Origin of the sequence: Streptomyces sp. NBC_01092 (assembly GCF_045039535.1) — a bacterium.
Classification (GTDB): Bacteria; Actinomycetota; Actinomycetes; order Streptomycetales; family Streptomycetaceae; genus Streptomyces.
In genome coordinates this window covers 110,606-135,832 of sequence record NZ_CP108659.1, presented here as the reverse complement: position 1 = coordinate 135,832, position 25,227 = coordinate 110,606, and the positions used below count along the sequence as shown (strand labels likewise).

Sequence of the window (25,227 nt, the reverse complement as noted above, 5' to 3'; positions counted from 1 at the left end):
AGAGTCGTTCGCCTCGGGCGACTGGTTGCGCTAAACGAGTATGCGCTGCAACTCTACTCATATGAGCTCATACATCTCATGTGTGGACCTATGTCTCAATTAAAGACCGATGGAAGGCGATGTCAATAGCTTGAAGGTGCTCCAGCGTAGATTTTTTGAGAAATTGAGCGATAGTTGCTCATATGAGCATAGTGAGCCTCTTTCAACCTGTCGCTGGGGGGTGAAAGGGCAGGTCAGGTGGGTTGTTGGTGACATGGCAGAGCCCCTTGGTCGTTGGCGGTGTTGATCTCACTCGACACCGGCGCCAAGGGGCTCTGTTGGTTCCGTATCCTTCCATGCTCGACGTCCCGTACGAGCTGGTTGAGCATGTCTCCTGGCTCATCTACATGCGAAGGTGTGAACGTGGTTCGCGGTGGCGGAAGCTGGGCTGCTTCAAGCAGGCTCTGCTCGTGCTCGCCCATCTGCGTAAGAACGAGACGTATCGGCAGGTCGGGGCAGGGTTCGGGGTGTCCGAGGCCACGGCCTGGCGGTATGTCGACGAGACGCTCGAGATCCTCGCCTCCTGGGCACCCGGCCTGCACGAGGCCCTGGCCGGCCTCGGTGAGGGCGACTTCGTCATCGTCGACGGGACGCTGATCCCCACCGACCGCATCAAGGCCGACGAGCCCTACCACTCACAGAAGCACAGGAAGCACGGGATAAACGTGCAGGTCATCGCCACGCCGGACGGAACACCGCTCTGGTTCTCGCGCGCGACACCAGGGCGGACCCACGACCTGACCGCGGCCCGCACTCACGGCATCGTCCAGGCGTGCCTGACCCGGCAGATCCTTGTGCTCGCGGACCGCGCCTACCAGGGCGCCGGCGCCACCGTCCGCACCCCCTACCACCACCGCGAACAACCCGAGCACTACCAGCAGTTCAACCGCGACCACGCCCAGTTGAGGGCTCCGGGTGAACACGCCTTCGCGCAACTCAAGCAGTGGCGGGTCCTGCGGCGGGCACGGTGCTCCACCCGCCGTATCGGCACCATCGTACAAGCCGTCCACACCCTCCTGACCTGCGACTATTCAGGTTGAAAGAGGCTCAGTGGAGTGGCTGGATACTGTGGTGGTAGTAGGGGGTGCGGACGGTGGCGGCGATGCCCTGGCAGGCGCGGTCGGCCAGGATGAGGATCTGGCAGGTGAGGCAGGCTTGGACGATGCCGTGTGTCCGGGCGGGGTCAGGTCGTGGGTGCGGCCCGGCAGTGCGCGGGAGAGCCAGAGAGGTGTGCCGTCCAGGGCGGCGATGACCTGCACGTTCATGCCGTCGACGATGACGAAGTCGCCCTCCCCCGAGCCTAGCAGTGCCTCGCGCAAGCCGGGCGCCCACGCGGCGAGGACCTCGAGTGTCTCGTCGACGTACCGCCACGCGGTGGCTTCCGAGACGCCAAACCCGGCTCCCACCTGGGCGAACGTCTCGTTCTTCCGCAGGTGAGCCAGGACGAGCAGGGCCTACTTGAAGCAACCCAGCTTCCGCCACGGTGAGTTCAGTTCACGCCTTCGGGCGTAGATGAGCCACGCAACGTGCTCAACGAGCTCGTGCGGGACGTCGACCATGTAAGGATACGGAACCAACGAAGCCCCCCGGCCGGTGGTCGTGTTGAGTGAGACTTTCAGCGTTGCCGCTCCAGAGTGAGGACCGCTGCGGCATGAACGTCCAGGTCATCACCACGCCGGACGGTACGCCGCTGTGGTTCTCACGGGCAACGCCGGGACGGACCCACGACCTGACCGCCGCCCGCGCCCACGGCATCATCCAAGCCTGCCTGACCCGCCAGATCCTCATCCTGGCCGACCGCGCCTACCAAGGCGTCGGCGCCACCGTCCGCACCCCCTACTACGGCCACCGCGAACTGCCCGAGCCCTACCAGCAGTACAACCGCGACCACGCCCGACTCCGGGCACCCGGCGAACGCGCCTTCGCCCAGCTCAAGTCCTGGCGCCTGCTCCGAAGGGCACGCTGTTCAACCAATCGCCTCGGCCGCATCGTCCGAGCAGTTCACACCCTCCTGATCTGCACGAACTCACGATGAAAGACGCTCACTCAGGTCATTAGCTACATCTGGCCCCCGTTCCGCCCACCAACGAAGGGAGACCTCCATGAGGATTGCTAGGGCACTGTCATCGCATTGCCGGCACAACCGCGACTCAGCCAGACATCACCCCAGTGCCATCCGAGGACTGGCCGCCTGGGCCACAGGGCTGGCCTTCTTCGCACCAGTCGCCTGGATGGTGTTGACCTCTCTTCACAGCGAGACGGATGCCGCCACGAATCCCCCCTCACTTACCGCGCCCCTGACGCTCCAGGGCTATCGCGAGTTTTTCGGCGCCTCAACCGGGGCCAGCCCTTGGCCAGCCTTGATCAATTCCGGGACCGCGGGGATCACCTCGACCGTGCTCGTCCTTGCCCTCGCGATCCCTGCGGCGTACGCGTTGGTTGTCAAACCAGTGCGCCGATGGTCCGACGTAATGTTCTTCTTCCTGGCGACCAAGATGCTGCCTGCCGTCGCGGGCCTCCTCCCGGTGTACCTCTTCGCCAAGGAGCTAGGGCTGCTGGACAACATCTGGCTGCTCGCCGTCCTATACACCGCCATGAATCTGCCGATCGCGGTATGGATGATGCGCTCATTTCTCGCAGAGATCCCGGTGGATGTGTTTGAGGCTGCAGCAATCGACGGTGCCGGAATCCTCACCGTTGTTCACAAAATCATCATTCCGATCACCGCGCCGGGCATCGCAGCAACCTCGCTCATCTGCTTCATCTTCAGCTGGAACGAAATATTGTTCGCTCGCGTACTCACCGGGGTCAACGCGACGACTGCGCCGGTCTTCCTGACCCGCTTCGTCACTAGCCAAGGACTGTTCCTCGCCCAGGTCTGCGCGGCAGCCGTTGTGGTCTCACTGCCGGTGCTGGCCGCTGGATTCGCCGCTCAGGGCAAGCTTGTCCAGGGTTTTTCGCTGGGAGCAGTCAAGTGAAGCCGTAGTCATTGAGGCTTTTCATCCTCACGTTGATGCCTGGTGAAGGACGAAGACGGTCTTCACGATGTCGGTGATCCGGGTCGTGCTGCAGCGGGGTTTCCGCAGGAGGCGCCAGCCCTTCAGGATGGCCATGGCCTGCTCGCCGACGCAGCGGATCTTTGCGTGGGTGGTGTTGTGGCGTCGCCTCCACCGCTTGAGCCGGCGGCCTCGGAACGGCACGCGGACGGGATGTCCGGCACCTTGGTACGCCTTGTCTGCCCAGCACTTGAGCCCCTCGGCCGCGAGCGCGTTGACGATTCCGTGGCGTCGGGCTGCCGTCAGGTCGTGGGTCGAGCCGGGCAGGGCGGGCGAGGCCCACAGCAGACGGCCGAACGGATCGGTCAGGACCTGGACGTTCATGCCGTGGCGTTTATGTTTCCCGGAGTAGTACGGGGTGTCGGCGGCGATCCGGTCGATCGGCAGGAGGGTGCCGTCCAGGATCACGAATGCCTTCTTCCGGGCCGTGTCCATGGCCTCGGCCAGGGTGGGAGCGAGGGCGGACAGGAGATCGACGGCCTCGCGTATGTAGCGGTAGACCGTCGCGATACCGATCCCGAACCCGGCGGCGAGCCGGGCGTAAGTGTCACCGCACCGCAGATGAGCCAGGACGAGCAGGGCCTGGCGCCCGGCTGCCAGACGTCGCCATCGAGTGCCGATCTCGCGCCGCCGCGCGGCCAGTTGCCCTGTCAGGTAGCGCAAGGTACGGCTGGGCAGGTCGATCGCCGACGGGTACACAAGCACTCGAAGCTCCTGGCAGCACGGTGGATCTTGGTTGTGACACCGTCTACCAGGCGCTTCCTCGTTCAGTCAGCCCGTCCAACACGTGGTCAACGCCGCCAACTTGAAAAGGGCTCAGTGAAATCGTCGACGCCGAGCACCCGCACACTGCCCGGGACCGGATCGGGCAAGGCCCGAAATGAGACGCAAGAGCGCGTCCTTGCCGATCCCGATGGCCTGCACTTCGGCGAGCCGGGCGCCAGCCCGGCCGCCCAACGCCAAGGCGATGGCCTCGCGGACTTTCCGTAACAGCACAGTGCAACGGTCATGCCGGAAGGTCAGTCCCGGGACCTGCTCGGCGAAGGTCTTCTTCTCACATCCGCCGTCGTCACAGAAGAAGCGGCGAACTCGCAGGTGAAGAACGGTCTGCTGGTTCGAAATGGCCGTATCGGAGAGCCTGCGCTCGTACCGACTGTGGACCCGCCTCTCCGCACTTGCCACAGCCAGGGCAGGCCGCAGAGGGCTCCCGGCCGCGTGCATGTATCCGAACCGTACGGCCTGTCACCCTGACGGACTCGACGTGCAAGCGGACGAAATGCGGGAACAGAACCGCGATGAGATCAGCAACCGACACGACGCATGATCACGGCCCACCAAGATCCATATGAGGTCTTTCGCTAAACGCGCGACGAGCCAGTTTGTTCCGCTTTGACGGACACCGTCGGTGTGGTGGTCAGGCTACGAGTGCGGTCTCGCAGTCGGCGGGACTGAGGTAGCCGAGGCTGCTGTGCAGTCGGTGCAAGTTGTACCAGCTCTCGATGACCCTGTTGCCCAATACACCTCACGCTGCGAGGTCAAGGGCTGCCAGTCGGGAGATGCGCGTGCGTGCGAGGGGGATTTCGTTCCACCAGGCGTCGAGACGGATCAAGTTGATGGCGGTTGCTGTGAGAATGTGCGCGAGCCGCGTCTTGGCCAGGCCGATGTAGTGGGTCCGGCGGACGCCGGCGGTCGCGACGGGCTGGTGGATGGTGCCTTCGACGCCGGCGCGGGCCGCGTAGCGGTCCTTCCACTCGTCGGTGGACTGCTCCGCTCGGATGCGTTCCAACACCGCGTCCTGTTCCTGGGGCCGGACAGTCAGCTGCCGCCCGTACTGGGTGGATCTGGTGCACTGATCGCGCACCGGGCAGGGCGCGCAGGTGGCGGTCGCGAAGCGGATGCGGATCGCGTCCCGGCCGTTGTTGTCCACTCCCTCCGTCCAATACCTGCTGGTGGCACCGGTCGGGCAAAGTGCGTGCTTGGCCGGCCAGTTGATGGTGAAGGCGGACTTGCCGAAGTCTCCGCCCGATGCCGACTGCCGGGTGTTGTTGGACCGGACTGGGCCGACGACGCTGACGCCACGGGTGGTCGGCGCGGTGAGCAGTAGCTCGGCCGAGGTGTAGCCAGCATCCAGGAGATGCTCCCCTGGTAAGAGACCCTTGCTGGTGAGTCGGTCGTGGACCTCCTCGACGACCATCGCGTCGTTGACCGTGGCGTCGGTCGTGACAACGTGGGTGATCAAGTGCGGGCGCTTCGACGCCCCGCAGTCGTCACAGCTCTCACTGAGATGGATCTTGTAGCCGACCCAGGCGGATCCGCGCTTCTTGGCGTACCGGGCCTCAGGATCGTAGGGCGAGGCGACCATTGCTCTGCTCGGCGGGAGATCGTCCTTCCCCGCCAGGGCACCTCCTCTTCGCCGTCGGTGACGGTGCGCGTGAACTGCTGCACCCACACCGTGCGCAGGACGGTGACGGCAGGCACCTGCTGCAGCCATCCTGGCGCCGTCGGCGCGAAGACAGCTTCGAGCAGGCGGTATCCGTCAGTGGCGATCTGCCGGGCGAGGGTGCGCCGCTCCTGCTCGTCGGTCGGCAGTCGGTAGGCGTCGACCCGCGCCCCGTAGCGTTCCTGCCACGCCGGGTCCATCGACGCGCGCAGCCAGTCCGGCGCGGCTGCGGCGAGTGCTTCCAGCACCGCCCGCAGCGTCTCGCCGATGAACTCCAGGCGGTTGAGGCCGCGGACCGCGGCGAGTACGTGTGTCGAGTCCGTGCGCTGCCTCCCTCCGGAGCCGACCAGCCCCAGCTCGGCGAGGCGCTCCAGCAGCAGGTCCAGGACCCTCGCTTCCATGCCATGCGCCAGCAGCCGGTCCCGGAACCCGGTCAGCACTGTGTGGTCGAAGCCGGGATCGGTCAGCTCCAGGCCCAGCAGGTATTTCACGTCGATCCTGGCCCGCACTGCGTGCGCGGCCTGGCGATCAGTCAGGTTCTCGGCGAACTGCAGGACGCTGACCAGGGCCAGCCGGCCGGGCGAGATCCCGGGACGCCCCCTGACCCCGAAGGCCGCCTTGAAATCCTCATCCGAGAACAGCGGACCGAGGCCGTCCCGGATCCTCATGGCCAGACAGCCCTTGGGGCACGCCGCGCGAGCCACATCCCGCGTCAGGGCAGGAACCTCCGCTCCTGAGTCCGAGCGCATCGACACCGCCGCACCCCCAGTTCCCCGCGGCCGGACACCCAGCTCGTGCCCTTGAGACCGTCGCACAACACGCTCATGGCCCCGGACGCCGCATGCCCCGTGATCACGCTGGCTTCACTCGAATTGGGCAACAGGGTCTCTCGATGAAGTCGAAGATCGCCGTGCGGGCGGCGGCCCGGCTGGGCCAGGGTTGCGTTCCGAGCAACTCCCGCTTGATGGTGGCGAAGAACGACTCGGCGAGCGCGTTGTCCCGGAACTGCCCGCTGCGGCCGACGGACGGGCGGATGCCCAACTCCGTTGCCAGTGTGGCGAAGTGCTGACTGGTGTACTGGCAGCCGCGATCGCAGTGGAAGATCAGCGGCCGGGTGGGACGACGCCGGCCGCAGGCGGACCGGAGGGCGTCAGTGACCAGTTCGGTCCGCAGGTGGTCGGCGGCGGACCAGCCGACCACCCGGCGGGAGGCGATGTCGATGACGGTGGCCAGATAGAGCCAGCCCTCCTCGGTGGGGACGTAGGTGATGTCACCGCACCAGCGGCTGTTGAGGCCGGCCGGGTCGGCAGCGAAGTTGCGGACGACGACGTCGGGCCGGACAGCGGCCCGCGGGTCAGGGATCGTCGTCCGGTGCCCTCGCCTGCAGCCCGGCGCATCAGTCTCGCGATGCGGCGGCGGCCGCAACTCTCGCCTTCGCGCTGCAGGGACGGCATGGATGCGCGCAGCACCGTAAGTTCCGCGGGACCGCTCGTGGACTTCGGCGATCTTCTCGGTGAGCCCGGCATCGCGGACCGTGCGTGGACCGGGCCTGCCACTGCGGCGGGCGGGCTTGGGCACAGGCATGGGAATCTCCAGGGGAAAAGGCGGCACGGGGGGTGTCGTCCGCGAACAGCTCCGGCGGATCAGGTCCCGGGACCGAAGGTCTCAGTCAGCGGAACGGCTGCTGGCCCCACGGGTCTTGCGGACCAGGACGACCCAGGTGGCGGCAAGCAGTATCAGAGTGAACCCGCCGAGGATCAGCCAGCCGCGCGCCGCCGAATGCACGAAGCTGTCACCGTAGGAGGCGAGCAGTGGCGGCCCGAGCGGTGAGTTGCCGGAGCGCCACAGCCCTTCGAGTCCGGCGCCGCTGCCCAGCGCCTCGAAGGCCCAGCGATTAGTCATGGCCCAGCTGAGCGCCTGGCCGCCCCAGGCCATCCGGGGCACGGGGACGAAGGCGCCGGAGAAGAGAACCTGCGGGAAGCAGAGCATTGGTAGCAAGAGGGTAGCCTGGCCAGGTTCTGAAACTGTGGCCGAGGCGAGCAGTCCAAGGGCGAGCGCGGCAGCTGATGCCAGTACAGCGGTCGCGAAGAGGGAGATGTACGTGGCCGCATCGGCTGCGGGCAACCGGTCGAGGGCGCGGAGCACGGCGAGCAACAGCGCATCGGCGGCGGCGAGCACCGGCAGCAACACGGTCAGTTTCGACGCGACGTACGGGCCGATACGCAGTCCCGCAAGGCGCTCGCGACGCAGCACGGACAGCTCGGTGCAGATCTGGAGCAGACCGTAGGTGAGGCCGAAGAAGAACGTTCCGAAGGCAATCCAGAAGAGAATCATCGCCGAGGAACTCGGGTCGGGCGAGGCGGGGTCGAAGGCGTCCGCGCGGAAGAGCAACGCGAACATCGCCACGATCATCATCGGCGAGCCGACGAGCACCGCGACCGAAAGCCGGTTGTTCAGCAGGATCTCAGTTGCCCTGCGGGTCAGCAGCAGCCATTGGCTTGCGGCTCCCGGGGCGGCTGGCTGGACCTGAGAGGCTGCGGCCGACGCATGGGCCGTGGCGGTGACCGGCGGTAGCGGTGTTGCGGAGCTTCCGGCTGCGACCGCCCCGTAGACCTCCTCCACGGTGGCAACGCCGAAGGCCGGGCAGAGGTTCTCGGGCGGCCCTACGAAGGCGGGCGAGCCTGAGGAAGAGAGGAACACCGCCTGATCGCAGTAGGCGAGGTCTGCAGGGGTATGGGTGGTGAATACTACCGTTGTGCCCTGGCTGGCCAGCTTCTGCAGGGTTCGCATGAGTTCGGCACCGGTGGCCGGGTCGAGGCCCGATGTGGGCTCATCGAGGAAGAGGACACCCGGGCGGGTCAGGAGCTCGACGGCAATACTCGCGCGTTTGCGCTCGCCCCCGCTGAGTGCTCCGACGGGCGTCCCAAGACGGTGGGAAAGGCCCAACGTGTCAAGCACCTCGGCCACTACTGTGTCGATCTTCTCAGCGGCCGTACCAGGGGGCATGCGCAGCCCCGCAGAGTACACCAAAGTGCGTCGCAGGGGAAGTTCACGATGGATTATGTCATCCTGCGGGACATAGCCGAAACCGGGTCCTGACCGCGCCGGCCTGATGCCGTTGTGCAGGACTTCACCGTTGCTGGGGACGCGTAGCCCGGCCAGCGTCTCCAGCAAGATGGTCTTTCCTGCACCGCTGCTACCGGCCACGGCTGTGAGTTGTCCGGGCATCAGGTCCAATGAGACATCGCGCAGTACCTCGCCGGCGCCGCGCACCGACTGCCCAGCACCACGGGCCGCGATGTGCAGTCCTGTAGTCACCATGTTCATCACCTTCAAGTTTCCCCCAGTTCTTACCCAGGCTGATTTCGAGGGTGCCCGAGCCACGGGCTCCTTTGCCCTGTCCGTGATAGCCGCCGCCTGTGCTGGCCCTGATCCATAAGACCCGTAGGGTCAGCAACCGAGCCGCGGGATGAGGCCTTCGGTGTCGGGAATCCGGTCGCGGTAGGCATGCCGGGCGAACTGCAGGAACGCATCCACGTCAGCAGTATTGGTTGCCAGCCCGGGCGACACCCGGATAGCACCGGCTGACGGCAACCCCAGCCTCTCCACAAACTCGTCCATGGTGTGGAAGGGGCGGCGCATCGACGACCGCAACGTCTGCAGAGTCAACGACAACGCGGCTTCGCCCGCACCCGGATTGCAGAAACAGCCCGCGCGCAGCGAGATGCCGAGCCGTGCGCTGTCGCGGGTGACGATCCGCTCGTCGACGACCCGGCCGTCCCGGTCCAGAAAGTTCAGGGCGACGGTAACGCCGCGGCGCTCCGTGGAGGCCGGGCCGTAGAAACGCACCATCGGGAGACCGCTGGAGTGCCTCAGTTCCCGGAGACCGGTGAGCAGGCGGTCCGTGAGTTCCATTACATGTGCGTGCACGGCGTCCAGTCCAATGCCGTCGATCCACTCCAGACCAGCTGAAACATCCGGAATCGAGAGGAAGTTGACGGTGCCGTCCTCGAAGGCCGTCTCGTCGTCGGCCAGCAGGTGCCACTGCGCCAGGGCGCTCACGATCCGGATGGTGCCGCCCGCGAACCACGGCCGACGCAGCCGCGCCAGCGCCTCCTTGCGGGCGATCAGGCTGCCTACGCCGGTGGGATAGCCGAACACCTTGTACCAGCTGACCACGGTGAAGTCGGGTTGGACCAGGGACAGATCCAGGGGGTTGGTGGGGGCGAAGGCCGCCGCGTCGAGCAGTACGTCGTATCCCCGTGCACGAGCCGCGGCGACCCACTCCAGTGGGTGCTGGACCCCGGTGAAGTTGCTTTGGGCGGGATAGGCCAGCAGACCGCAGGGACGCCGCCGTCTGATGGGCAGGGCATCGAACAAATCCCGTTCATCGACCCGCAGTTCGGGATCGTTCAGCGGGACATAGACCACTTTTGCGTGTGCTGCCCTGGCGTACTCGCGGATCCCGTTGACCGAGTTGTGGTTGTCGGCGGAGAGAACAAGTCGGTTGCCTCGGCTGAAGGGGTAGGCCTCGCCCACCAGCCGCAAGGCGCCGGAGGCGTTGGGTGTGAACACCACAGCGTATTCGGCGGGATCCGCATTGAAATGCCGAAGCACCGCAGCTCTGGCTTGCGAGAGCAGTTCACTGGACGCCATGGACGTCGGATTCTCCGAGTGCGGATTGCCGAAACAGTTACCGGTGATGCGTTCGACGTGCCCTTGTAGCAGCGACCGTGGCGGCAGCCCGGCGCCCGTGTGGTCGAGGTAGACATGCTGTCCGTCGTCGAGGTAGCCGAATTCTGCGGCACGCATCGCGGTGACCGTCCGGGACTCCCCGCTGACCTGTGCTTCAAGCATTAAGCGTCCCTCCACCATCGAATCTTTTGTTCATCTCCGCACCGTACTGCTCGGAGAATTTGGTCTGGGCCCGTCCTTGCAGAGATGACACCACCTCTCGGACAGCCCCAGCCAGGGTCCCTGGACCTACTGAGCATGAATCGGGTTGTCGTGACAGGGCTTGATCCTCGCGGTACGCCGCTCGTTATGCGGTACGCGCAGGGCGGCGGTCTGCCGGACGAGCGCCGGGGGTTCCGCATGATGGCCGCCGAGCCTTTCACTGCTGGTGAGCCGAGCTCCGCACCTTGTGTCCGGGCCGTACATCGGCGAGCTCGTACTGCCCGTGATATGCGGTTACGAAGGCACAGAAGAGGCCGGAGGCCTGTGTGGGTGTCCACCCCAGCGGCAGAGGGACGACGTACTGGTGGCCTACGTCCATCATCGGCGCGTAACTTCCGCCTGATGCGAATGCAAGAACAAGAATTCGGTCGCCGGGACGCGGGCTGTTGACGCCTTCGCCGACCTCGGCGACTGTTCCCGCTGCTTCCTTGCCGATGGGGGAGTCCTCGAGGATGCCGAGGCAGGCAAACGTGTCCCGGAAGTTCACGCCGGAGGTCTCCACCCGGACGCGGACCTTGCCAGCGGCTACGGGCTCACCCAGATCCGGCGCTGGTACTGCCGCAATCTCTTCGAAGATGTGAGAGGCGGAGCCCGCAAGGAGCCAGGTAGTGCCGTCGGCGGGTAGGTCCAGGCACTCGCCATTGTGCGCGCGGCTGAGCCGTTGGGCCAGCATGCGGTCGCCGCGTTCCGCGATCTGCGGCTGCCCTGTTGCCGCCGCAGCTGCCAGAACGGCCAAGTCGGGCTGGTCGCCCTCAGTGTCGACGAGCTGGATCTGACCGGGATACTCATTCTGGGCCGAGCGGAGCATTCCGGCACAGGCTGCCGCGGCAAGGTCGGCGATGGGCTCGCCAAAGGTGGTGCTGTGGGCGTGGCGGGTGAGCAGCACCAGCCGCGTCACGCAGACGCGGCTCGGCCAGGAACGCCTTTGTGTCGGCCAAGACGTGGTGCAGCCGATCACGGACTTGCCGGGCCAGGTCCTTGTTCTTCACCAGCGGGTACGAGCCCACTATGCTGCGGCAGTCCAGCAAGATCACCTAGGGGGTCGACTCGTCGGGCAGCAGGGCCATGATCAGGTCTTGCATCCGGTTGAAGCTGTGGTCCTGTGCCAGGATCTTGGAGGTCCCGATGGCATACCAGCGGCTCGTTGCCGGGGTCTGCGAGGCATCGGGAGAAGCAACGGGACGCCAGATAGGGCAGTGTGACAGGGGCGGCGGTCAGGGTAGCGCGCCAAGCGCGGGCGGTGATCGGGCGCAGCCGTAGGCCGCGCACTTCGACCACGTTCTTCCCCTGCAGGATTGGTGGCGCAGATATCCACGTGATCGGGGCCGGCCGTGGTCAGAGTCGTGCGCAAGGTCGTCGCGCCAGCTGTGAATACTTCAGCGGAGTCGAGGGCGTAGGGAAGTAGAATCTGCCGCTCGTCGTACTGGTCTTCCTGATCCTCGTTGGGCATCAGCCCGTGCAGGGCCGCGTCCAGCAGGGCGGGGTGGAGGGCGAAACCAACGTGGGCAGGTCGACTTCCTCGGCGTCCGGACACAGCTTGGACCAGGCGAGCTGGATGCCGTTCGCGTGAGCCTCCGCCAGGGCGCCGGTGAAATCGGCCGTGTCCCCTGCGTCGCAGCGCAAGGTGCGTACGACGCCGACGTCGATTGCGGTGTCTGCCGCACTGTCCTGTATGGCGCTGCGTAGGACTGGGCGCGGCGCGACCTCAATGAACTGGCGATACTCCTGATCGAGGGCGTTTCGCATGGCCTGCTCGAAGAGCACGGGCCGACGGATGCCCTGGTACCAGTAGTCAGCGTTCATGACTGTATGCTCCGCCGACCTGCCAGGGATGGGGAGAGCGGGCGGCTGGGGGCTAAGAGGTCGTTTCATCCCTGGATGCGGCTTTGATGGCCTGGTGTCGGGTCGCGCCAGGAGATGGTGTTCTCGCCGGTGAGGCGGCGGGCCATGAGGTCGGTCATGGCGAGGTGGATCATGGCTTCGGAGCGGTGCGGGTGGGTCTCGTAGTCGCGGGCCAGGCGGCGGTGCAGCATCAGCCAGCCATAGGTCCGTTCGACAGCCCAGCGTTTCGGGATCGGAGTGAAACCCCTGGTTGCGGGGGCGCGTTGGACGATTTCGAGGTCGATGCCGAGGGTGGCGGCATGCTCGATGAAGTGCTTGCGGTAGCCGCGGTCGACCCACACCTTGCGCAGGCCGGGATGGTCGGCAGCAACCTGCCCCAGGAGGGCGCGGCCCGCGGTGGAGTCCTGGACGCTGGCCGCGGTGACCAGCACCGCCAAAAGCAGGCCGAGGGTGTCGGTGATGATGCTGCGCTTGCGCCCGACGATCTTCTTGCCGGCGTCGACACCCTGCGTCCTGGCGGGCACCGAGGTGGAGGTCTTGACGCTTTGCGCGTCGACGACACAGGCCGAGGGGTGCCGGCCCTTGCCTTCCTGTGCTCGCACCAACTCCCGCAACAGGCCATTGAGCTGGGCAAAAATGCCGTCCCTCTGCCAGTGGGCGAAGTAGCCGTAGACCGACTGCCAGGGCGGAAAGTCGTGCGGGAGGTAGGCCCACTGGCAATCGGTGCGGTCCACGTACAAGATCGCGTTCATGATCTCGCGCAGATCGTGCCGGGGCGGCCGCCCGAAGTCCAGGGCCCGACCGCGGCGCTCGAACCGCCAGGCCGCCAGCACCGGCTCGATCAACTCCCAACGTGCATCGGACAGGTCACTCGGATATGCACGACGTTCCGTCATGTCCCGGGCATACCGCTGGCCGGGGGCGTGCGCCCAGGCGTGCGGTCGGCCTCGCGGGAGCACGGAACAGACTGGGGTGTTTTGGAATGAGACAGGCGCAAGATGACACGCGCCTCAAACACCACACCATCCGACCCGTCAGTCACATTCGACCCCTCAGATCCACCAGCACCAGACCATCACCGCACACAAACACGGATCCGTCCCCACACTGCAGATGAAAACGACCTCTAAGAGGGCATCTGATCTAGGTAGTTGGTGTTCTGGGATGTTTTTGTGACTGGCGTCGTTGGTCGTCGTTGCATGAGGTGTGAGTGTTCGTCGTCCGTACCGCAGTGACGTGTCCGACGCCCGATGGGCCTTGATCGAACCGGTCTTCACCGCCTGGCGAGCGAGACGGACCGGACCCGGCACGGCGGCCCGGGTGCACGATCTGCGGGAGATCGTGAACGCGATCCTCTACGTCAACCGCACCGGCATCCCGTGGGAGTATCTGCCGCACGACTTCCCGCCCTACAAGACCGTCTATGACTACTACGCGAAGTGGGAAGCGGACGGCACCACCCAGCAGGTTCACGACCTGTTACGCGACAAGTCCCGGCGGGCTCACGGGCGCGATGCGCATCCGACCGCGGCCGTTGTGGACGCACAGAGCGTGAAGACCTCGGCAAACGTCGCCGCCTGGCGCGGGACTACGAAGCCCTCCCGCAGAGGTCCCGGACGATGATCCACTGGGCGATGGCTAACAAAATGTCCCGCGAACTGACCGGAGAATCCACACCAACCTGGCGAGTCGAAACGGACATCCCACTCGCATCCGCGTGAACACTGATCAGATGCTCTCTAAGACCGTCCAGACCTGCCGTGACCTCGTTGCGGACTGCATCGAGGTGGAAACAGTGGGAGGCGTAGTCGACGGGCAGCCGGCGTCCCCAGATGTTTCCTGCTGCGCAATGCTGCAGCAGTTCGTTCAGGGCGTGCGCGTATACGGCGACTGCCATGGAGCTCGGACCGTTGACGGCCGCGATCTCCAGCAGTCCTGTCCACCGTTCCAGCAGCGCCCTGGCCCGGTCCTCGGGGAGCCCGAGCGATGGCATACCGCCGGCTCCCGTGATGCTGCGCAGGGCCTGACTGCGCACGGCCACCACCTTGGCTGCGTCTTCCAGGGTGAGTGCTCCGGCTACGTGCGCCGCGGCGATCTCCCTCTGGCTGTGACCGATCACCGCGGAGGGCTGCACACCGTAGGAACCCCAAAGCTCCGCGAGAGACACGTACAGGGCAGGCTGGACCGCCACCGAGCACTCCAGCGGCGGTGCACCGTCGGCACCCCGCAGCACGTCCACGACATCGAAGTCGATCCACGGCCGCAGCGCCTCGGCGCACCGGTGGACCGCGTCGGCAAAGACGGGGGATTGTTTCAGCAGCCGGGCGCCCATTCCGGTTCAGTGCGTGCCCTGGCCCGGAAAGACGAACACCGGCCCTGCACCATCACGGGCCCGGGCCCGTGTTCCTGCCCCCTCGGGTACACGTCCCGACACGGCGAGGGCGTCGAGGCGGGTCAGGAGTTCCTTGACGTCGGTCCCCATCAGCACTGCTCGCTCGGGCAAAGCGTTCCGGGTGGTCGCCAGCGACCACGCGACGTCGACGGGGCGGGGGTCCGGGTGTTCACGCAGCCATGCAGCCAAGGCCGCGGACTGCTCACCCAGGGCACCGGTTGAGGCAGCAGAGAGCGGCCACACCACGGGGCTCCGGTCATCGCGGCGTGCCCGCCGCGGACGGGGAGATGGCGTAGTTGGTCAAAAAATCCAGGCCAGGCGGGTCGAGTCTGCAACAAACGAGAGGGACCCTCGCTGCGGCGGACGCTAACGACCGGAAGTGAACGCGGAAAGTTAAGCGCTTATGGAGGGAGTGGTCACCAGTCGGCAGATAGAAGGCGATCGATGCCCGGAGCGTCAGTCTCCGCGCGGTTTGACTCTCACCATCGTTTTGGCGCTGCGCAAGGGCGTCTCTCGCCGGTGCCTACCGCCGCGTACAAGACCCTGATCAGACCTCCCAAAAGGCACCGGGAGATCCTGCCAACAACTGGTGCATAGGATCCTCACCCGGTGCAGCATCTTCCGGGCATCCTGATCGTGCTGCTCGTCAGCCAGGGGCTTCGCTGACGATCACCCGCAAACTCTCTGTGTCACGCGTAGACCTTAACCAGACGTTCCCCTTCGAAGGAGCGCACCTCGAAATGATCAATGCTGTTACGCGGCATAGCCGCCCCGCCGTGCACGTAGAGCGGGTCTTTGCTCCTTTCATCGGTGCTGTGAGGGATGCCGTACCCCCACCGTGGAACGGACCAGGAAGTGACTACTTCCTCTGCGCCCGACTTGGATACGGCGATCAGGCTGCATCGGAGCGGGCCCTTGACGTTCTTGAGCTCCAGCACGGCGTGTGTGCCCCAGACCTTCTCCTCGGTGCCCACAGTAGCGGTGACTCTGCTGACCGGATCCGTAGCTTCGACCTTGTGGTTCACATGGTTAAGGAAGGCGTCCCGGGCCGGGCTGGTGGAGTGTTCGAGCGGGATCGCCTGATCGGTCCAGGTATCGGAGGTAACAGCTGTTGTGACAACTGGTCCACCGATGATCAGCAATGCGGCGGCCGCAATCAAATAGAGGTTCCGTCGCCGCTTGCCACGGCGCTTGACATCCACGGCAGTAACCAGCCTCTCCAGCAGTTGCGGCCCTGGCTGGATCTGCAGCACTGCAGGATCTGAAACCGTAGCAGCAACCTCGGCGAGCGGCGCGAGCGACGGTCTGAGACCAATGAACTCGTCGAGCCGCTGCGCACAGGCATCGCACCGAGCCATGTGTTGTTCGAAGTCTTGGACGTCTAAGGGATCGAGCACTCCAAGCGCATAGGCTCCGACCGCCTCGTGCTCCGGAGAGAGTTTTTGCACGGTCATGCCCCTATTCCTCGTTCCTCAAGCGCGAGTTTCATGGACCGCAAGCCGTAGAAGATGCGAGACTTTACAGTTCCGGCAGGTATGCCGAGTTTCTCAGCAGCTTCATTGATAGTGCTTCCCTTGAAGTAGGATTCAACCAGCACCTCGCGGTGCGCATCGGTGAGGTCGCTCATAGCGTCGGAGAGCATCATGAGCGACAGCGTATTGCCGATCTCGTCCTCCGCAGGCATAAGGTCAAGCGGAGAGGAGTCGATTTCCTGCGGACGTGCCTGACGGCTGCGGTGGCTGTCAATGATGATACGGCGCGCCACGGTGACAAGCCAAGGCCGGATTGAGCGAGTTAGATCCAGTTGGTCAGCGTAGCGCCAGGCGCGCACGAGGGTTTCCTGGACGACGTCTTCTGCGCGGTGCCGGTCTCCTCCCACCAGCGGCAAGACATAAGTGTGCAATGGAACTGCATGCTCCCGGTACAGAATCTGCATGAACTCTTCGTCCTGCTGAATCTTAGGGTCGATCCTGTGTTTTGGGTGCCACGTTGATGAACCGTCGATCACGGTGCCTCCTTTTCCTAAGGCACGCCTCGCTTTGCTACGGAACGGCGGGCGAAGTGTTAGGAGGCTTCGCCGGTGCAGGTTCGAGGCTAGCCGGGTGCGACGGACGGCGGGGTAGGGCCAGCATGCGTGCTGCTTCGGATGGCAGCACGACGGCAGCCGCACGTTGCACAGACGTACAACCGTCTCTGCACTCGGCTACAAAGCATGGATAGTCCAAGAAGTCATATTGGTGTTGATGCGCGGCGCCAGAAGTTGTTACGCCCTTGAACTTCCGTTGTGCACGAGATATGCGAGAGACGGCAGCCCATGGGCAGCGGGAGATCGGACATCATCGCGTTGGTTTGTGCAAAATAGTGGAGCGGTAACAGAGACCCCGTCGTGCCGGTCGAAGCTCAGCGGCGCATCTCCGCGTGCGGAGTAGACGTCACGGATATTCGTGATCATGCGGCCCGGCGATCCATCACCGCGGACGCTGACGGTAGGCGGCCCATCCCGAGTGCGCTGAGCGGAAATCTGCTCCTGTCGTAGCAATACGGACGTCGACGACGCAACTCCGCGTACGCTGAGCGGAATTAGTGTTCCCGGTTGCGTGGGAACACTCTGTTCCCGGGCGGGAACACCCTCGCACCCGGGCGGCACACTGGCCACATTTGCAAGGTGCTGGTGCTCGCACCCCTGTTCAGTGGGTGGGGTGCTGCCGTTCAGTCGGAGGGTTTGGGCGAACCGGTCGCTGCTGACCGTGCGTGCTGCGTTGGTTCTGCTGCTGGGCGTCCTGGCCGGTGCGGGCGCAGGAGTGCTGACGGCACTGTAGGGCCGTGGTCCGGCGGAGTCGGTCATAGCCGACACGGCGGCTTGTGTGGGCGCCGGAGCGTTCTTCAACTGGGTCATCGATGAGGGCTAACCTGCGACCGCGAAGCGCTGGCTCAGCGCTGCCAACGCGGATGGACTTTCCCCGTGAGCGGGACGCGGTCGTGCACACGGGCACGCGATTGGAGCACGCATGCACGGGGACGGGTGAGTAACTGGTGACGGGGGAGTAGGGCCGCGAGGAGGCGGCCCACGAGGACGCGGACGGCTTCAAGAAGCTGTCAGAGAAATTACGTCCTGAGGTACGCGAGTTGGCCCTGGCGCTGCGGCATCTGCCGAAGGTCTCGGGAAGGTCGCAGCGGGGCACCGTCCTCATCATGCGCCACGAGATCGCCGTCCGGCTGCAGGGTGACGTCACTGACACCGGCGCCGCGACGCTTCTGCTGACAGTCCCCAGGGGGAACGCGCTGGACCACCACAGCGGCGTGCGATCGTGGTTGCGGAAGAGAATGAGATCGTCGAAACCGAAGTGCTTGAGGGTGAAAGCGTCAGTGAACTTCTTTCATCCTGAATAGGCGCAGGTCAGCAGCGTGTGGATGGCTTGGACGATGGTGCTGATGCGGCGGGTGGAGCAGCGTGCTCGCCGGGACTTCAGCTGGGCGAAGGCGTGTTCGCCGGGTGCCCGCAGTCGTGCGTGGTCGCGGTTGAACTGCTGGTAGTGGAGCGGCTGGATGCTGTGGTGGTTGTAGGGGGTGCGGACGGTGGCGCCGGCGCCCTGGTAGGCGCGATCCGTGAGCACGGGGATCTGCCGGGTCAGGCACGCCTGGATGATGTCGTGGGCTCGTGCTGCGGTCAGGTCGTGGGTGCGTCCCGGTGTCGCACGCGAGAACCAGAGCGGAGTTCCGTCCGGCCGTGCGATGACCTGGACGTTCATGCCGTGTTTCCTGTGCTTCTGGGAGTAGTACGGCTCATCGGTCTTGATGCGGTCAGTGGGAATGAGGGTGCCGTCGACGATGACGAAGTCGCCTTCGCCGAGTCCGGTCAGGGCTTCGTGCAGGCCGGGCGCCCAGGAGGCGAGTATGTCGATGGTCTCGTCGACGTAGCGCCAGGCGGTTGCCTCGGACACCCCGAATCCGGCGCCGACCTGCCGATACGTCTCGTTCTTGCGTAGATGGGCCAGGGCGAGCAGGGCCTGCCGGAAGCAACTCAACGTCCGCCAGGGTGAGCGCAGTTCACGCCTTCGGGCGTAGATGAGCCAGGAGACATGCTCGACAAGCTCGTACGGGATCGAGCATGGAAGGATACGGAACCAACAGGGGCCCCTCGGTCGCCGGTGTGATGAGTGAGAATCACCACGCCAACGACCAGGGGCCCTGCCTCGTCACCACCCCGCCCGACCTGCCCATCTCACCCTCCCACCCCAGGATGAAAGAGGCTCACTGAGCTTCTTCGAGTTGGCCACTGATCGGGTGACGGGGCTGGGCACGTAGTGGACGAGGCCCTCGGGCGGATGAGCGAGAGATTCCACGTCTCAACTCATCAACCCCGGGTGCCTCGGTGGTCATCTATCCTGCCGCACTCGACCTGCCGCACGCCCTCGTGGAGTGAGTCTCAATGATGGTGTCAAGCCGATTGGGGGGCCGGTGGGGCGGAGGTGAAGGGCCTCTTGTCACGAAGCATGGCCCGTAAGACGTCGACTCGGCGGCGTGGGAGGGCGAGCAGTGCCTGGACATGGATCAGTCCTTCGGCGCGTTTCTTGAGGTAGTAGTCCCGGGAGGGCCCCGGGCGCATCATGGCGGTTTGAGCAGCCATGTAGAAGACGTGTCGGAGGCGGCGGTGGTAGCGCTTGGGCCGGCCGTAGGCCCCGGACATTCGGTTGACCGTGCGTCCAGGCACATAGACCACGCTTTGGCCGTTGGCGATCAGCAGTGCAAGCAGCAGGGTCGAGGCCCGGCCGCAGATGTCCACCGCCCACCGCACCTCGTCGGCCATCTCGCACGCTGCCACCATCAGGGCCAGGATCTCGTCCTCACCGTTGACGACCTTCCTCGAGAACACCTTCTCTCCGCTGGCGTTGACTCCGACCGCCCAGTGATGGGCCTTGCCGGCGTCGATGCCGACCCAGACCTGCTCGTGACCTTCCGCCACCGTCGCTCCGTTCCTCGGGCACCAGCACTCTCTGGGTCCGGGAACACTCCGCCGCCAAGCCCTTAACCAGCGATGACCGCAGTTCTCAATCAGCAGCCGGAGCGTCCCGAAGGACCGGGCGGCCACTCACTCAGAGCCATCAATGGCAGGTCACCATCAGCCACACCCAGTCCTCCCGGACCACCAGCATTCTTAAGGGGTCACCATGCTCACCTTCACCCGAGAAGGTGTCCGCCGGTGCAAACTCCCGGCCTCGGGGCGGGGGTTGGTGGCCCTGGCCTGCCTGCGCGAGCACACCACCCCGGCGAAGATCGCCGCCGGGTTCGGCATCAGCGAAGCCACCGCCCATGCCTACGTACACAGCGTGACGGAACGAAAGTGGGGCCCGCCAAGGAAAATGGGAGGCGAACTCATCCAGCACCCGACGACGGTGCCCGGGAGGATGCTATTGATCCGAAACGGTAGGTGTTGCGGGTCGTTGATCCCTGTGTGAGTGAACTGGTGGGGGATGCAAGGTAGTTGTCGCAGTCCGCGCAGGAGGCCCTTCGGCTGCGGGCGGTGGCCGCGTTGGTGGCGGGCCGGACTCGCGAGGATGTCGCGGTGGTGTTCCAGGTCTCGCTCAAGGCGGTGGACAACTGGTGGGCGAAGTGGCTGGACGCCGGGTAGGCGAACATCAGGTGCTCGACGTGGTCGAGCAGCAGGCGATCCGGCAGGCCGTACTGGATCACCGTCCCTGTGACCTGGGGCTGGTCGAGCAGCTGTGGACGCGGGCCGGGGTGTGGGGGATCCGATCACGAAGCTGTACCGGGTGCGGCCGACCGAGCAGGGCATGGGCAAGTACCTGCGCCGCTGGGGGCCTGTCCTTCCAGCGCCCGGACAAGCGGGCCGTCGAGCAGGACGCGGAAGCGGTGCGTGTCTGGCGGGAGGAGACCTGGCCGGCGATCCGGGCCAGGGCGAAGGCCGAAGGCGGGGAGGTCCTCTTCGCCGACCAGGTGCTTGCCGTGTGGGCGTCCGGCGCGCGCCCGCTGTGGGAAATGCTGCGGGCGATACCGCCCCCGCGCCGCCCGTCCTCTCTGAGCTAATCAGGGCAAGATCATCCCACGGCTTTTTGAGCTCGCCTGGCGCGGCGGGCGACGGGGTGTGCTGCACTGGCCTGTAGGGTCCGTGGGAAGGGAGTGGACCCATATGGATGCACCGATCCGGCTACCGGACGGGACGAGCGGGCTGACCGCCCGCCCCATGGACCCAGAGGACACATCAGCGCTGCTGGAGCTGATCGACGCCGACGAGCTGCCGGGCCGGCACCTCGCCCGCGAGACCCTGGCGTCGACTGCCACGGGCCTGCACCGTGCGGGCATCCTCGTGGTGTGCGATCAGCACGGCCGGGTCGTCGGAGCGGTGCGCTGCGGACTGAGGGCAGCGGATGGGGCCGGGCTGATCGTGTGGCTCCACGGGCACGAGGAGTTCGAGACGGTCGCCGCGCTAATCGCGCTGGCCCAGGCCCATCTCGGCAGCCGTCCACTGTACGCGTGCACCGGCCCGGCCACCGCCACCGGCATTCCCGGTTTGCCCGTCCAGCACCGCAAGACCACCGCGCGGGCGCTGACCGCGGCCGGGTTCACCCCCACCCATGCCCAGCAATACTTCCAGCACGACCTGACCACCCCACCCGTGGCGCCGGAATACCCGCTGGCCGACGTCACCCCGGTCGCTGACCCTCCTGGCTGGCAGCTGGAACTCACCGGCACCAACGGCCGCCACATCGCCACCGCCATCCTGCGTGCCCCCGCACCCAACACCGCCGGCATGGCCGTCCTATGGCAGCTGGTCGTGCGCACCGAGCACCGTCGACGCGGCATCGGCACCCACCTGCTCGACCAGTGCCTCCACCATGCCCACGCCCACGGCGCGGACCGTCTGGCCGCCGATGTCCCCGAGGGCGACATCCCCGCTGCCCAGTTGCTGGCCAAGGCCGGCTTTCGCCCCGTGGACACCCTCACCGTCTACCACCGGCGCCCCTGAAAGCGTCAGCACCCACCAGCGGCTCGGCCGTCCCCTGTCCAGGGAGCTCTCTGCCCTGGACAGGGAAACCTCGCCCGGGTTTGGATTGATATCTGCCGCACATGTGCTGAGCGGCCGTGCGGCACAACGGCCCGGTCCCGGGACACGCCGCCCCTGCGGGGACCGGACCCACCCCGGCCGCGGGGAGGTGAGCACGACATGGACATCACGGTGAGTGCCGGGCCGGGCCTGCGCTGGGCCGTGATTACCGTTTCCGGGGAACTGGACATCGGAAAACCGCGTCCCTTTAGGGGCCCGGCACCTGCGTCGGGCCCTCACCCCGTCTCAGTGGTCCGTGCCGAACGCTCTCGGCACGGACCACTGCGCTTCTCGCGTGGAGGTGCCGGGCTGAGCCGACAGCTATCCCGCTACGTGGACCTTGTCGGCCTGCATCCCCTTCTGCCCTGGACAGCTTCGAAGGTAACCCTCTGTCCCTCCTTCAGGGACTTGAACCCGCCGCCTTCGATCGCCCTGAAGTGCACAAAGAGATCAGCTTGTCCTACCTTCCATGCGTGGGTCTGAGACGGTCATTCGTAAGATCGTCGGGCCCAGGGGTTCTGGGTATGGCTGTGAGCTTGTCGCCGTCTGATGGCTCAAATGACTTGGCCGCCTGGAGCCCCGTGACGACTCGACCGCTAATTGGGATACGCGACTCGATCGCTGTGTAGGACAACGTCGGCGAGGTCGTCTGCGGGACTGCAGTTTGACGACGAGCTGGCGGAGGTGACCGTGCCCGAGATCTGGGCCGGGGTGGACATCGGCAAGGAACACCACCACTGCGTGGTGATCGACGCGCAAGGCGAACGCCTCCTGTCGCGGCGGGTCATGAACGACGAGTCCGCGCTCTTGGAGCTGATCGGCGAAGTCCTCGCGCTCTCCGAGGACGCGCTGTGGGCAGTGGACGTCAACCACGGCGGTGCCGCCCTCCTCATCGGCCTGCTGCTGGGCCACGACCAGCCGATGGTCTACCTCACCGGACTCGCCGTTCACCAGGCATCGGCCGCCTACCGAGGCCAGGGCAAGACTGACGCCAAGGCCGCGTTCGTCATCGCCGACCAGGCCCGCATGCGCAAGGACCTCGGCACTCTGCGGCCCGGCGACGAGATAGCCGTCGACCTCAAGATCTTGGTCAGGCGCCGCACCGACCTCGTCAACGACCGCACCCGCCAGTGGAAGCCGGGTGACCCGGAGGTCCTGGTCGTGCTGGATGCCGGATACGACGCCCCGCGCATCGCCCACCTCCTGACCAACCTGCCCGTGGAGATCCTCGGCCGGCTCCGTTCCGACCGCGTGATGCGCCGGCCGGCGCCCTCTGTCGAAGAGTTCTTCCTGGCCAATCCCAAGGGCGGGCGCAGCCGAAGCATGGTGGCGAGTTCGTCTTCGGCGATCCCGCAACCTGGGGTGTCGAGCAGGCCATGACGGCCACAGATACCCGGCTGTATGGGAAGGCGACCGCGCAGGCATGGGACCGGCTGCACCCGCGGCTGACCCGCCGGGCCGCATGGCTTGACCACGACGGCCCGATGCCCGTCATCGAGGGCACCGTCATCCGGCTGGTCGTGGAGAAGCTGCCCAGCGGCGGGGTCAACAAGCCGGTCTGGCTGTGGTGGTCGGGCACCGGCGGCACCGAAGCGGACGTCGACCGCTGCTGGCAGTCATTCCTCCGCCGATTCGATATCGAGCACACGTTTCGCCTGTTCAAGCAGACACTCGGCTGGACCAAACCCCGGCTTCGCAGCTAGGAAGCGGCCGACCGGTGGACGTGGCTCGTGATCGCCGCGTGTGCCCAGCTCCGGCTCGCGCGCCCGCTGGCCACCGACCTCCGCAGGCCGTGGGAGAAGCCGGCTGAGCCGAACAAACTGACACCCGCCCGCGTCCGCAGAGGGTTCAGAAACCTGCACGCGAAGACCGGGAGGCTGTCGCACAACTCCTGCGCGGCGGTGGTCAAGAACAAGTTCTGGGCGCGTGGTGAATCAGCTTGTTGAGGTTGTGGACCGTGCCCAAGAGCTTGATCTCTGTGTCCACGGACCGGTGGCCGCGGTAGTTGAGGTGGCGCCGAAATCGCTGGAAGAGCTGGGCGAATCCCGGCTCGACCAGGGCACTGCGTTGACGGTATTGGGCGCGACAAATTGGGTTGGCGAGGCGGGCGGCCATCTCGTGTTGGCCGGCGCGAGCGTGTTCACGCTTCGCGGGAAACCTGCCTGGTGGGCTTCGCTGGTCACCGAGACCAGCAGCGGGAGGTCAGCAAGGGCTTCGAAGGCAGCGGAGGAGGCGTATCCGCTGTCGGCGAGCCAGAGCTGGATGTCGCCGGGAAGGCCGGCGGCCTGGTGGCCTTCTTGGGCCTTCTCCACCATCGGGACGAGGGCCGTCATGTCCGAAGGGTTGTCATGCACCTCGATGGCCAGCAAGAGCTGACGGCGTGCGCACGCGATCTGCACGTTGTATCCCTGCAGGTAGCCGCCGCGCTTGCTGAGCATCATCCGTGAGTCAGGGTCGCTCAGGCAGGCACGGGCATGCGCAGAAGGGGTGGGCCGGGGGTTGCGGGCTCGCTCCAACCACGCTCGTGCCTTCACAAGGCGATTCCTCTGTCGCACGAGGACGGTCTTGTGTTCCATCGGGACCGGCGGCCGGCCGTTTGCCCCGCGGCGGCCTGCCGCCTTGTCGTCCCTCGCCCGGTCCTCGTACTTCTTCAGTTTCGCCTGATGACCTGCGGTTTCTGCTGCCAGGCGTTGCTCTGCCCTGGCCACCATGCGCTCTGCGGCCTCAACCTTGAGTCTGATCTCTCCAGCCGACGGCCGGGCTCGTTCATGCAGCTTGTCCACAGCCGAGCGGGCCCGCGTGAACCGATCGCACAGCCGGGAAAGGCGAGGCCAGTCGTCGGAAACGGTGGCGTTGTCGGCGTCCAGGACATCGTCGGCTTCCACGCTCCGTGCGTGGGCGAGCGCCTCATCCATCACCGCACTGATCGCGTCTTCGCACTGGGCGACAATCGTCTCAAGGCGGTGCAGACGCTGGTTGGAGTCGCGTGATGCGTTCGCTTCCATCGGTGAGCCGTCCACGGCCACTGCCGCGAGATCCACCAGGCCCCTTTGGCCGCACAACGCCAGTACCTGGATGAACAGCAACTTCAGGGCATCGCCGTGTCGGCGGATGAACCGCGCGATGGTGGAGTGATCCACTCTGCGGTTCGCCGTGATGACCCGGCAGCCCACGTCGTCCCAGCACGCTTGCTCGATGCGGCGGGAAGACCGAATTCCCTTGCTATAGCAGTACAGGATCAGCGCGACCAGATTCGTCGGAGGGTAGGCCGCCCCTCCCTGCCCGTCGGTCCGATAGCTGCCCTCGAACGCCGAAAGATCGACCTCTCCGACCACGTCGAGCACCTTCCAGCACAGGTGCTCGGACGGCAGCCACTCCCGTACATCCAGAGGCATCCTGAGTTCACGGTCACGGTCACACAGCAGAAAGTTCCGCCCCA

19 protein-coding genes and 10 pseudogenes are annotated in these 25,227 nt (G+C 65.8%); 9 read left to right on the top strand and 20 right to left on the bottom strand.

Features of this window, described 5'->3' with window-relative positions; genetic code table 11:
• The first annotated feature begins 335 nt into the window (after nucleotides 1-335).
• Nucleotides 336-1,079, top strand: coding sequence for a transposase family protein (locus OG254_RS00730; RefSeq protein ID WP_405576331.1), 744 nt, complete (start codon nucleotides 336-338; stop codon nucleotides 1,077-1,079).
• A 10-nt stretch (nucleotides 1,080-1,089) separates the two neighbouring features.
• Here the strand turns inward: OG254_RS00730 and OG254_RS00725 are convergent.
• Nucleotides 1,090-1,598, bottom strand: a pseudogene (locus tag OG254_RS00725) (transposase family protein); the annotation flags it as partial.
• A gap of 86 nt (nucleotides 1,599-1,684) precedes the next feature.
• Here OG254_RS00725 and OG254_RS00720 point away from each other — a divergent pair.
• Both OG254_RS00720 and OG254_RS00715 read left to right on the top strand, forming a co-directional pair.
• Nucleotides 1,685-2,074: pseudogene (locus tag OG254_RS00720) on the top strand (transposase family protein); the annotation flags it as partial.
• 85 nt (nucleotides 2,075-2,159) lie between these two features.
• Nucleotides 2,160-3,017, top strand: coding sequence for a carbohydrate ABC transporter permease (locus OG254_RS00715; protein WP_405594764.1), 858 nt, complete (start codon nucleotides 2,160-2,162; stop codon nucleotides 3,015-3,017).
• 27 nt (nucleotides 3,018-3,044) lie between these two features.
• Here the strand turns inward: OG254_RS00715 and OG254_RS00710 are convergent, their stop codons facing one another.
• From OG254_RS00710 to OG254_RS00665, 10 genes and pseudogenes are all read right to left on the bottom strand, one after another.
• On the bottom strand, nucleotides 3,045-3,800 hold the full coding sequence (locus OG254_RS00710) for a transposase family protein (protein WP_405576329.1): 756 nt from the start codon (nucleotides 3,798-3,800) through the stop codon (nucleotides 3,045-3,047).
• Between the two features lie 111 nt (nucleotides 3,801-3,911).
• Nucleotides 3,912-4,316 (bottom strand): transposase family protein, encoded by a 405-nt coding sequence (locus tag OG254_RS00705; RefSeq protein WP_405576327.1) that lies wholly within the window; start codon nucleotides 4,314-4,316, stop codon nucleotides 3,912-3,914.
• Nucleotides 4,317-4,617: 301 nt separating this feature from the next.
• Nucleotides 4,618-6,290: pseudogene (locus OG254_RS00700) on the bottom strand (IS1182 family transposase).
• 97 nt (nucleotides 6,291-6,387) lie between these two features.
• Nucleotides 6,388-7,119, bottom strand: a complete 732-nt coding sequence (locus OG254_RS00695; protein ID WP_405576325.1) for an IS3 family transposase — start codon at nucleotides 7,117-7,119, stop codon at nucleotides 6,388-6,390.
• An 81-nt stretch (nucleotides 7,120-7,200) separates the two neighbouring features.
• The gene (locus OG254_RS00690; RefSeq protein ID WP_405594762.1) at nucleotides 7,201-8,862 is read right to left on the bottom strand and encodes an ATP-binding cassette domain-containing protein; all 1,662 of its coding nucleotides are present in this window, start codon (nucleotides 8,860-8,862) and stop codon (nucleotides 7,201-7,203) included.
• 123 nt (nucleotides 8,863-8,985) lie between these two features.
• On the bottom strand, nucleotides 8,986-10,392 hold the full coding sequence (locus tag OG254_RS00685; RefSeq protein ID WP_405576323.1) for an aminotransferase class V-fold PLP-dependent enzyme: 1,407 nt from the start codon (nucleotides 10,390-10,392) through the stop codon (nucleotides 8,986-8,988).
• Between the two features lie 256 nt (nucleotides 10,393-10,648).
• On the bottom strand, nucleotides 10,649-11,389 hold the full coding sequence (locus tag OG254_RS00680; protein WP_405576321.1) for an alcohol dehydrogenase catalytic domain-containing protein: 741 nt from the start codon (nucleotides 11,387-11,389) through the stop codon (nucleotides 10,649-10,651).
• 171 nt (nucleotides 11,390-11,560) lie between these two features.
• Nucleotides 11,561-11,941 carry a hypothetical protein gene (locus tag OG254_RS00675; RefSeq protein WP_405576319.1) on the bottom strand — a complete coding sequence of 127 codons (381 nt, stop codon included), beginning with the start codon at nucleotides 11,939-11,941 and terminating at the stop codon, nucleotides 11,561-11,563.
• A complete protein-coding gene (locus OG254_RS00670; protein ID WP_405576317.1) occupies nucleotides 11,941-12,363 on the bottom strand; it encodes an acyltransferase domain-containing protein in 423 nt (140 codons plus the stop codon). The genes OG254_RS00675 and OG254_RS00670 overlap by 1 nt, the downstream gene beginning before the upstream one ends.
• Nucleotides 12,360-13,229 carry an IS5 family transposase gene (locus OG254_RS00665; RefSeq protein ID WP_405576315.1) on the bottom strand — a complete coding sequence of 290 codons (870 nt, stop codon included), beginning with the start codon at nucleotides 13,227-13,229 and terminating at the stop codon, nucleotides 12,360-12,362. Before OG254_RS00665 ends, OG254_RS00670 begins: the two co-directional genes overlap by 4 nt.
• A 310-nt stretch (nucleotides 13,230-13,539) precedes the next feature.
• Between OG254_RS00665 and OG254_RS00660 the strand changes: the two are divergent.
• Nucleotides 13,540-13,911, top strand: a pseudogene (locus OG254_RS00660) (transposase); the annotation flags it as partial.
• Between the two features lie 10 nt (nucleotides 13,912-13,921).
• On the opposite strand, the gene OG254_RS00655 reads toward OG254_RS00660, so the two are convergent.
• The 6 genes and pseudogenes from OG254_RS00655 to OG254_RS00630 form a co-directional block, all read right to left on the bottom strand.
• Entirely contained in the window at nucleotides 13,922-14,665 is a 744-nt protein-coding gene (locus tag OG254_RS00655) for an acyltransferase domain-containing protein (protein WP_405576313.1), read from the bottom strand.
• Nucleotides 14,666-14,671: 6 nt separating this feature from the next.
• Nucleotides 14,672-14,968, bottom strand: a complete 297-nt coding sequence (locus OG254_RS00650; protein WP_405594760.1) for a hypothetical protein — start codon at nucleotides 14,966-14,968, stop codon at nucleotides 14,672-14,674.
• A 446-nt stretch (nucleotides 14,969-15,414) separates the two neighbouring features.
• Complete coding sequence (locus OG254_RS00645; RefSeq protein ID WP_405576311.1) at nucleotides 15,415-16,179, bottom strand: zf-HC2 domain-containing protein; 765 nt, start codon at nucleotides 16,177-16,179, stop codon at nucleotides 15,415-15,417.
• A complete protein-coding gene (locus tag OG254_RS00640; RefSeq protein ID WP_405576309.1) occupies nucleotides 16,176-16,733 on the bottom strand; it encodes a sigma-70 family RNA polymerase sigma factor in 558 nt (185 codons plus the stop codon). Before OG254_RS00640 ends, OG254_RS00645 begins: the two co-directional genes overlap by 4 nt.
• Before the next feature lie 1,369 nt (nucleotides 16,734-18,102).
• A pseudogene (locus tag OG254_RS00635) lies at nucleotides 18,103-18,835 on the bottom strand (transposase family protein).
• Between the two features lie 328 nt (nucleotides 18,836-19,163).
• Nucleotides 19,164-19,688 (bottom strand): transposase, encoded by a 525-nt coding sequence (locus tag OG254_RS00630; RefSeq protein WP_405576307.1) that lies wholly within the window; start codon nucleotides 19,686-19,688, stop codon nucleotides 19,164-19,166.
• Between the two features lie 205 nt (nucleotides 19,689-19,893).
• Here OG254_RS00630 and OG254_RS00625 point away from each other — a divergent pair.
• The 4 genes and pseudogenes from OG254_RS00625 to OG254_RS00610 all read left to right on the top strand — a co-directional run.
• Nucleotides 19,894-20,061: pseudogene (locus tag OG254_RS00625) on the top strand (transposase family protein); the annotation flags it as partial.
• A 146-nt stretch (nucleotides 20,062-20,207) separates the two neighbouring features.
• Nucleotides 20,208-20,354: a hypothetical protein gene (locus OG254_RS00620; RefSeq protein WP_405576305.1), complete on the top strand. Its 147-nt coding sequence runs from the start codon at nucleotides 20,208-20,210 to the stop codon at nucleotides 20,352-20,354.
• Between the two features lie 323 nt (nucleotides 20,355-20,677).
• Nucleotides 20,678-20,770, top strand: a pseudogene (locus tag OG254_RS00615) (restriction endonuclease); the annotation flags it as partial.
• A gap of 103 nt (nucleotides 20,771-20,873) precedes the next feature.
• A complete protein-coding gene (locus tag OG254_RS00610; protein WP_405576303.1) occupies nucleotides 20,874-21,710 on the top strand; it encodes a GNAT family N-acetyltransferase in 837 nt (278 codons plus the stop codon).
• Between the two features lie 399 nt (nucleotides 21,711-22,109).
• Here OG254_RS00610 and OG254_RS00605 read toward each other — a convergent pair.
• Nucleotides 22,110-22,240, bottom strand: a pseudogene (locus OG254_RS00605) (cold-shock protein); the annotation flags it as partial.
• A gap of 238 nt (nucleotides 22,241-22,478) precedes the next feature.
• On the opposite strand from OG254_RS00605, the pseudogene OG254_RS00600 reads away from it, so the two are divergent.
• A pseudogene (locus tag OG254_RS00600) lies at nucleotides 22,479-23,734 on the top strand (transposase).
• Here the strand turns inward: OG254_RS00600 and OG254_RS00595 are convergent.
• Complete coding sequence (locus tag OG254_RS00595; protein WP_405576301.1) at nucleotides 23,694-23,903, bottom strand: transposase; 210 nt, start codon at nucleotides 23,901-23,903, stop codon at nucleotides 23,694-23,696. The pseudogene OG254_RS00600 and the gene OG254_RS00595 overlap by 41 nt on opposite strands.
• A 965-nt stretch (nucleotides 23,904-24,868) precedes the next feature.
• Nucleotides 24,869-25,183: pseudogene (locus OG254_RS00590) on the bottom strand (transposase); the annotation flags it as partial.
• Nucleotides 25,184-25,227: the final 44 nt, after the last annotated feature.

Excerpts from the sequence above, each read along its gene's own strand:
- OG254_RS00730 (WP_405576331.1), top strand. The coding sequence starts at position 336 with ATGCTCGACGTCCCGTACGAGCTGGTTGAGCATGTCTCCTGGCTCATC.
- OG254_RS00705 (WP_405576327.1), bottom strand. The coding sequence starts at position 4,316 with ATGCACGCGGCCGGGAGCCCTCTGCGGCCTGCCCTGGCTGTGGCAAGT.
- OG254_RS00595 (WP_405576301.1), bottom strand. The coding sequence starts at position 23,903 with ATGGCCGCCCGCCTCGCCAACCCAATTTGTCGCGCCCAATACCGTCAA.
- OG254_RS00685 (WP_405576323.1), bottom strand. The coding sequence starts at position 10,392 with ATGCTTGAAGCACAGGTCAGCGGGGAGTCCCGGACGGTCACCGCGATG.
- OG254_RS00610 (WP_405576303.1), top strand. The coding sequence starts at position 20,874 with ATGGATGCACCGATCCGGCTACCGGACGGGACGAGCGGGCTGACCGCC.
- OG254_RS00675 (WP_405576319.1), bottom strand. The coding sequence starts at position 11,941 with ATGCCCAACGAGGATCAGGAAGACCAGTACGACGAGCGGCAGATTCTA.
- OG254_RS00695 (WP_405576325.1), bottom strand. The coding sequence starts at position 7,119 with ATGCCTGTGCCCAAGCCCGCCCGCCGCAGTGGCAGGCCCGGTCCACGC.
- OG254_RS00645 (WP_405576311.1), bottom strand. The coding sequence starts at position 16,179 with ATGACCGTGCAAAAACTCTCTCCGGAGCACGAGGCGGTCGGAGCCTAT.
- OG254_RS00665 (WP_405576315.1), bottom strand. The coding sequence starts at position 13,229 with ATGACGGAACGTCGTGCATATCCGAGTGACCTGTCCGATGCACGTTGG.
- OG254_RS00670 (WP_405576317.1), bottom strand. The coding sequence starts at position 12,363 with ATGAAACGACCTCTTAGCCCCCAGCCGCCCGCTCTCCCCATCCCTGGC.
- OG254_RS00655 (WP_405576313.1), bottom strand. The coding sequence starts at position 14,665 with ATGGGCGCCCGGCTGCTGAAACAATCCCCCGTCTTTGCCGACGCGGTC.
- OG254_RS00690 (WP_405594762.1), bottom strand. The coding sequence starts at position 8,862 with ATGAACATGGTGACTACAGGACTGCACATCGCGGCCCGTGGTGCTGGG.